Below are 7,132 nucleotides of genomic sequence, written 5' to 3'. Positions count from 1 at the left end.
CTACATGGTCATTCAGTTGTCAAGGTTCTACCTTGCGGCTAATCCCCCTAACCCTTTTTAGGATTGGTTTCTAGCCAACGATTCGCACACCGGGATTCATGTCGATACCAATGCAACCGTACATTCTCTCAATAGAAACTTGCTGCACGGGATTTGGGGTAAACTGCACGGCGACAACCCACTTGCCATTTTTACGGTAGAAATGCCAGGTTTTAGCGCCAGATTCTGGTAATCTATTGATGCTGCGATTGAAATCACCAATTTCAGAAGATACATTTTTGCCGAACCGTGACTCTAAGCATTTGGGAACTCGAAAAGTTATTTTATTTCCATCCCACTGACAAACCTGATTACCAAAGGACTCATCCTTTGAGCCGACAACAAAAATATCGCCATGAGGGATGAAAACTTTTACTGGCTTAAGTCTTAAGTGTTTTAGTTTATGAGTCAACAAAGCTAATTTACGCTTTTTATTGTGAATTTGAAAGCGTAAATTCTGCCAGTTTGTAGATTTATATTTAAGGGAACAAGCTATGGGAAAATTACAACCTGTTTTTGAGTTGACCCATTTTTTTTTTGCATAAAACTTGCGAGCTAATGCTAACTTACGCTCGGCTTTCTTCAGCCAAGCACTAATAGACTTAATCTTGACTTCAAGAGTTTTACGGTGTAAAGTTCTGTTTTCTTTGGCGCCGTCTACACGCCCCTTGGCCCAACTGATTATGCCGTTGGCATGGCGCTTGTTAATGCCGTAGGTTTGTTGTAAGTGCGTGTTCCAATCGGATTTCTTGAATTCTGTATTTGATAGTAAGTGGTTAACTGTTTCAATGCTGGCAGTCCGAAAAATCGGGGCGTAAGCTTCTAAAAACATCTCGAAAGTTGTTTTTCCGAGTTCGTTAAGCTCAGAGACTGGTGTGGGCAAGCCTTTGCAATAAGTTAGGGTAGCCATTGATTCTCCCTTTCAGTGTGGCTCGTTCTTTACTATGGAACGAGGATATCGCCTGTATCCCCCATCTGTGGGGATGGATGTTCTATGAGGGCTTGTTTTTTGAGGGCGCCGTATCGTGTCAATGTTCACGGCTTTAAGCGGGAGTGGCTCTTACCAATACCCATCAATACTATCCAGTGATTTACACAGATTTTACTCACTCAATCCTAGGTAAGTCTAGGTAAATTGTCAACAGTCGTTTGCCCTCAAACCTGAAAATTAATTCGCTACATCCGTTACAAAATCCTCTGTCGAACCGTTATATCCGCTACAAAATTCTTTACCAAACCACCACATCCATTAAATCCACTACCCAATCCGTTGTCGAACTTCCTTTGCGAAATGTTACAAACTTAAAGAAGCAACAATCCATTCAGGAGAATTACCCTTGGTACTCTACAGCCCGCAAATTGAACCCAGCCAACAGCAAAACCTTTCTTCCATCGACGGTTTTGCGGGGCGGCACATTGGCCCAACACCCAGCGAAATCCAGCAAATGCTAGATGTTTTGGGTATTTCCAGCCTTGATGAGTTAATTGACAAAACGGTTCCAGCAGCGATTCGCATTTCTCAACCCCTACAACTTCCCACAGCCAAAAGCGAGTACGCTGCTTTGGCAGAATTGAAAGAAATTGCTGCCAAAAATCACGTATTTCGATCGTACATCGGCACAGGATATCACAACTGCATCACACCCCCACCCATCCAGCGCAATATCCTGGAAAATCCCGGCTGGTATACAGCCTACACTCCCTACCAAGCCGAAATTGCCCAAGGGCGATTAGAAGCTTTGCTGAACTTCCAAACCATGATTGTCGAGCTCACGGGTTTGGAAATTGCTAACGCTTCCTTGCTGGATGAAGCGACGGCGGCGGCGGAAGCAATGGCGGTGAGTTACGGCGCTAATAAAAATAAAGCAAAAGCGTTTTTTGTCTCCCAAGATTGTCACCCTCAAACCATCGAAGTAGTGCAAACTCGCGCTAAACCGCTGGGAATTGAAGTGATTGTCGGCGACCATGAAAGCTTTGAGTGCGATCGTACAATCTTCGGCGCACTCCTGCAATACCCAGCCACAGACGGCGCAATTTACGACTATAGCGATTTTATCGCATCAGCTCACGAAGCCGGCGCCTTAGTCACAGTAGCCGCCGATATTTTGAGTCTTTGCATCCTCAAACCCCCCGGCGAATTCGGCGCTGACATAGCCGTAGGAAGCACCCAGCGCTTCGGAGTGCCGATGGGATTCGGAGGGCCCCACGCAGCCTATTTCGCGACGCGAGAAGAGTTTAAACGGCAAGTTCCAGGGCGAATTGTTGGCGTTTCCAAAGATGCTAACGGCAAATCTGCTTTGCGTTTGGCTTTGCAAACTCGCGAACAGCACATCCGCCGCGAAAAAGCAACTAGCAACATTTGTACCGCCCAAGTTTTGCTAGCAGTGATGGCGAGTATGTATGCTGTTTATCACGGCCCCGAAGGACTAAAAAAAATAGCAGAAAAAGTACGGGATTTAACTGCACTTTTGGCTTCGGGTTTGAAAAGTCTCGGATACAAAATTGGTACTGAACCTTTCTTCGATACGTTACGGGTGGAATTGGGAGACAAGCAGCTATCGTCTGTTTTAGAATCTGCTCAAAATCACCAGATTAATATCCGGGTTTTCGATCAAAAAACCGTGGGAATTAGCCTGGATGAAACTGTAACTGCTGACGATGTGAAAAAGTTGTTGTCAATTTTTGCAGAAAAGAAAGATGTTGTCAATGCTGGAGGCGACATTTTTGTGAGTATGTCGATAGATGCGGATGATTTTACATCATCTTTAGTTTATCCAGCTTTTTGCGATCGTACTAGCAGCTATCTCACCCATCCAGTTTTCAACAGCTACCATTCCGAAACCGAACTTTTGCGGTATATGCACCGCTTGGAAGCCAAGGATTTATCGCTAAATACATCAATGATTCCCTTGGGTTCCTGCACAATGAAACTGAACGCCACAGCCGAGATGGTTCCCGTGACATGGGCGGAATTTGGTAGCATACATCCCTTTGCACCGCGCAACCAAACTCGCGGCTATCAAATGATGTTCGTGCAACTCGAACAATGGCTGGCAGAAATCACCGGTTTTGCCGGAATTTCCTTGCAGCCAAACGCTGGTTCCCAGGGCGAATATGCGGGATTGTTAGTAATCCGCCAATACCACGAACATCGCGGCGAATCTCACCGCAATATTTGTTTGATTCCCCAGTCAGCCCACGGCACAAATCCGGCTAGCGCGGTGATGGCTGGGATGAAAGTAGTTGCGGTTGATTGCGATTCTCAAGGAAATATTGATGTCACCGACTTGCATAAAAAAGCCGAAAAGCACAAAAATGAACTCGCTGCTTTGATGGTGACATATCCATCTACCCACGGCGTGTTTGAGTCAGAAATCAAAGAAATTTGCGAGATTGTCCACAACTGCGGCGGACAAGTTTATATGGACGGCGCCAATATGAACGCTCAAGTTGGTTTGTGCCGCCCCGGTGATTTTGGTGCCGATGTTTGTCACCTAAATTTGCACAAAACTTTCTGCATTCCCCACGGTGGCGGCGGGCCGGGAATGGGGCCGATTGGAGTCATGTCTCATTTGGTAGAATTTTTGCCTTCTACCGATGCAGAATTAAGAAATTACCCCTCCCAAAAGAGGGCGGGCACGGGGGCACCGCCCCTACAATCTGGGGAGAATGAAATACCCCAATCTGTTGGTGCCGTTTCGGCCGCGCCTTGGGGAAGTGCCAGCATTTTGACTATTTCTTGGATGTACATTCGGATGATGGGAGGAGTTGGTTTAACGGAGGCGACAAAAGTTGCAATTCTGAATGCAAATTACATGGCAAAACGGTTAGAATCCTATTATCCGGTTTTGTACAAAGGGAAATCGGGTTTAGTAGCCCACGAGTGCATTCTGGATTTGCGACTTCTCAAAAAAACCGCAGGGATTGAAGTCGATGATATTGCCAAACGGTTGATGGATTACGGCTATCACGCGCCGACGGTTTCTTGGCCAGTTGCCGGTACGGTGATGGTGGAACCGACGGAAAGCGAATCGAAGCAGGAATTAGACCGTTTCTGCGATGCGATGATTGCGATTCGCGGGGAGATTGCCGAGATTGAAAATGGCAATGTTGACGCGCAAAATAACGTGTTGAAAAATGCACCGCACACCGCCGAATCTCTGATGGTTGATGAGTGGAATCGTCCTTATACTCGCGCCCAAGCGGCTTATCCGACTCCTTGGACTCGCGAACATAAGTTTTGGCCTGCGGTGGGTAGGATAGATAATGCTTTTGGCGATCGTAATTTTGTCTGTTCTTGTTTGCCAATGGAGGCTTACAATTAAGGTTGCAATCCATGTAAATCTCGTTTTTCTCCGAGTCTAGATCCCCCTAAATCCCCCTTAAGAAGGGGGACTTTGAGAAGGTTTCAATTCCACCCTTGTAGGGGCGGTGCCCCCGTGCCCGCCCTCTTTGTGCTGAGTCTAGATCCCCCTAAATCCCCCTTAAAAAGGGGGACTTTGATCTGTTCCAGTTCCCCCCTTCTTAAGGGGGGCTAGGGGGGATCTCCGGGTTTAAGAGATGCCGAAATCAACCTCACCCAAGGCCTCCAGAAACCGGGTTTTTGCGACAATACCTAACTAAAACCCACCAACTCCGAAAAACCCGGTTTCTCACCTTACCCAAGGCCTCAAGAAACCGGGTTTTTATGAGAATTTTCGCCACCGCCGACAACCTCGGAAAAAACCCGGTTTCTCAGCCTCAAGCAAAAATTCCCTCATCTCAGCTATAATCAAAACCATCCTCTCCATCCCCACACACCCGCCATGAGACGCTGGCCCGACGGACAACAACTAGACGACGGCAAATACATCATCGAAGAATACCTAGGTGGCGGCGGATTCGGTGAAACCTACCGCGCTCAAAATCGCCATGAAGGTAAGTCAGTTGCCATCAAAACTCTGAATCTTTTCCAACAATTCCAGCCGGATTTTGCTAAAATACAAAATAAATTCCTCAAGGAAGCAATGTCTTTAGCCAAATGTCATCATCCCCATATTGTCGAAGTTTATGATATGTTTCGCGAGGGTGATTTCAATTGTATGGTAATGGAATTAATCGATGGGATTGACTTGGCTACCCATCTCAAAGAAAACGGCCGTTTGTCGGAACCAAAAGCTTTGTCAATGATTCAGCAATTAGGCGATGCACTGACTTGCGTTCACAAGCAAAACCTGACTCACCGCGATGTTAAGCCCGAAAATATTATGCTCAGAAAGCGCGGTATGGAAGCTGTTTTGATTGATTTTGGTTTAGCGCGACAGGCGACATTATCAGGAAAGTTAATGACTAATAGTAGCAGGGGGACTGAGCATTACGCACCCATTGAACTTGCGGAACAACGCTCTCAACTTGGCCCTTATACTGATGTTTATTCTTTGGCTGCGACGCTGTATAATATGCTAACGGATCAGAAACCGATTCCGTCGCCCGGTAGAAAGATTATCGATCCTTTTATTCAGCCAAAACAGTATGATAATAAAATTAGCGACAGGGTGAATGCGGCCATTCTGAAAGGGATGGAGTTGGAACCGCAAAATCGCCCGCAGTCGGTGCAGGAATGGTTGGATTTGCTGATACCAAAACCAGTGGCTGCTGAAACTACGCGGGTGATTTCAGCCGTGGGGATGGATTATATAAACTTGCGGAATTTATTGGCGGCAAAAAAGTGGAAGGAAGCCGATGAGGAAACGACGAGAGTGATGTTGAAGGTGGCGGGTAGGGAGAAAGAAGGATGGCTGGATTCAGAAAGTATTGATAAATTCCCCTGCGAGGATTTGCGAACCATTGACCAACTTTGGGTACAATACAGCAATGGGCGCTTCGGCTTGAGCGTGCAGAAGCGCATCTATCAAAGTCTGGGGGGAACCAGGGAATATAATGGGGAAGTTTGGCAGAAGTTTGCCGACAAGGTAGGCTGGAGAAAAAATAACGAATGGCTGTACTACAAAGACCTTACTTTTTCAGAAAAAGCGGTGCAAGCTCACCTCCCCTATTTTGGGTCGGTTAAAGGGGAGCGAGGTTTGGGTCAATTCTTCTTCATTTTCTTTGTTTATCTCTTCTCTCGCGTGGAGACTTGTAGACTGTAACATCTAAGCGTTTCAGGATTTCATAAAGATTTATAACAAAGCCCAAAACCACGAAACCATGCCCTGTCTACGTTTCCGACGGGGTTGTCGGGACATAACGAGCAAATAATCAAAGTAAAATCAATCTCAGAAACCGGGTTTCTGCGATAATTTATGTATCATCACCCAGATTCAGGAAGAAACCCGGTTTCTACCTCCCCACCAACAGTATCCAAACTCCATAACGCAAGAAACAAAATTTGTAGTTTGCATCAACAACAAATACAAAGCAACCAACAATAAAACTCAAACAACTCTTACTCCCCCCCTTACCAAGGGGGGGCTGGGGGGGTTAAAATATCAGCAACCAACAATAAAACTCAAACAACTCTCTTACTCCCCCCCTTACCAAGGGGGGGCTGGGGGGGGGTTAAAATATCAAACAACGAACAAAAAAACTCAAACAACTCTTACTCCCCCCCCTTACCAAGGGGGGGCTGGGGGGGGGTTAAAATATCAGCAACCCACAATAAAATCCCATACAACAATGACAAAACTCTACAACAGAAGCTCCGAAAAATTCAAACGCCAGAAGCTTCGCAGAGAAATGACACCAGCGGAAAAGGATTTATGGGAAAAGATCAGAAACCGACAGCTTGAAAATTGTAAATTTCGCAGACAATACAGTGTAGCAGCATTTGCGATCGACTTTTATTCACCAGAAATCAAGTTAGCACTGGAAGTTGATGGTGACAGCCATTTTGTGGATGGCGCTGTAGAATATGATGCAGAAAGGCAAGAGTTTATTGAGTCGGCTAGGATTAATTTTTTGAGGTTTACTAATGAGGATGTTTATCATAATTTGGATGGGGTTTTGGAGGTGATTGTGGAGGGGATTAAATCGTTGAGAACATCGGGTGTTTTACCCCCCCCCAGCCCCCCCTTGGTAAGGGGGGGAGTAAGAAGTTAGCCCTTTGTTAAGGGTG

Annotated in this window: 4 protein-coding genes; 3 read left to right on the top strand and 1 reads right to left on the bottom strand. The window is 46.1% G+C overall.

The genetic code is table 11. From position 1 onward, the window contains the following. Nucleotides 1–70: 70 nt before the first annotated feature. Nucleotides 71–949, bottom strand: coding sequence for a hypothetical protein (locus tag QZ918_RS12465; RefSeq protein ID WP_293335342.1), 879 nt, complete (start codon nucleotides 947–949; stop codon nucleotides 71–73). A gap of 427 nt (nucleotides 950–1,376) precedes the next feature. On the opposite strand from QZ918_RS12465, the gene gcvP reads away from it, so the two are divergent. The 3 genes from gcvP to QZ918_RS12450 all read left to right on the top strand — a co-directional run bounded on the left by gcvP (nucleotide 1,377) and on the right by QZ918_RS12450 (nucleotide 7,116). Beyond that, a complete protein-coding gene (gene gcvP, locus QZ918_RS12460; protein WP_293335339.1) occupies nucleotides 1,377–4,364 on the top strand; it encodes an aminomethyl-transferring glycine dehydrogenase in 2,988 nt (995 codons plus the stop codon). 480 nt (nucleotides 4,365–4,844) lie between these two features. Then, nucleotides 4,845–6,167, top strand: coding sequence for a serine/threonine-protein kinase (locus QZ918_RS12455; protein ID WP_293335336.1), 1,323 nt, complete (start codon nucleotides 4,845–4,847; stop codon nucleotides 6,165–6,167). A gap of 526 nt (nucleotides 6,168–6,693) precedes the next feature. Beyond that, nucleotides 6,694–7,116, top strand: a complete 423-nt coding sequence (locus QZ918_RS12450; RefSeq protein ID WP_293335333.1) for an endonuclease domain-containing protein — start codon at nucleotides 6,694–6,696, stop codon at nucleotides 7,114–7,116. The last annotated feature ends 16 nt before the right edge of the window (nucleotides 7,117–7,132 follow it).

Source organism: Microcoleus sp. CAWBG58 (assembly GCF_020883045.1).
Classification (GTDB): Bacteria; Cyanobacteriota; Cyanobacteriia; order Cyanobacteriales; family Microcoleaceae; genus Microcoleus.
This window is presented reverse-complemented; position numbering and strand designations above follow the sequence as displayed.

Excerpts from the sequence above, each read along its gene's own strand:
- QZ918_RS12455 (WP_293335336.1), top strand. The coding sequence starts at position 4,845 with ATGAGACGCTGGCCCGACGGACAACAACTAGACGACGGCAAATACATC.
- QZ918_RS12465 (WP_293335342.1), bottom strand. The coding sequence starts at position 949 with ATGGCTACCCTAACTTATTGCAAAGGCTTGCCCACACCAGTCTCTGAG.
- QZ918_RS12450 (WP_293335333.1), top strand. The coding sequence starts at position 6,694 with ATGACAAAACTCTACAACAGAAGCTCCGAAAAATTCAAACGCCAGAAG.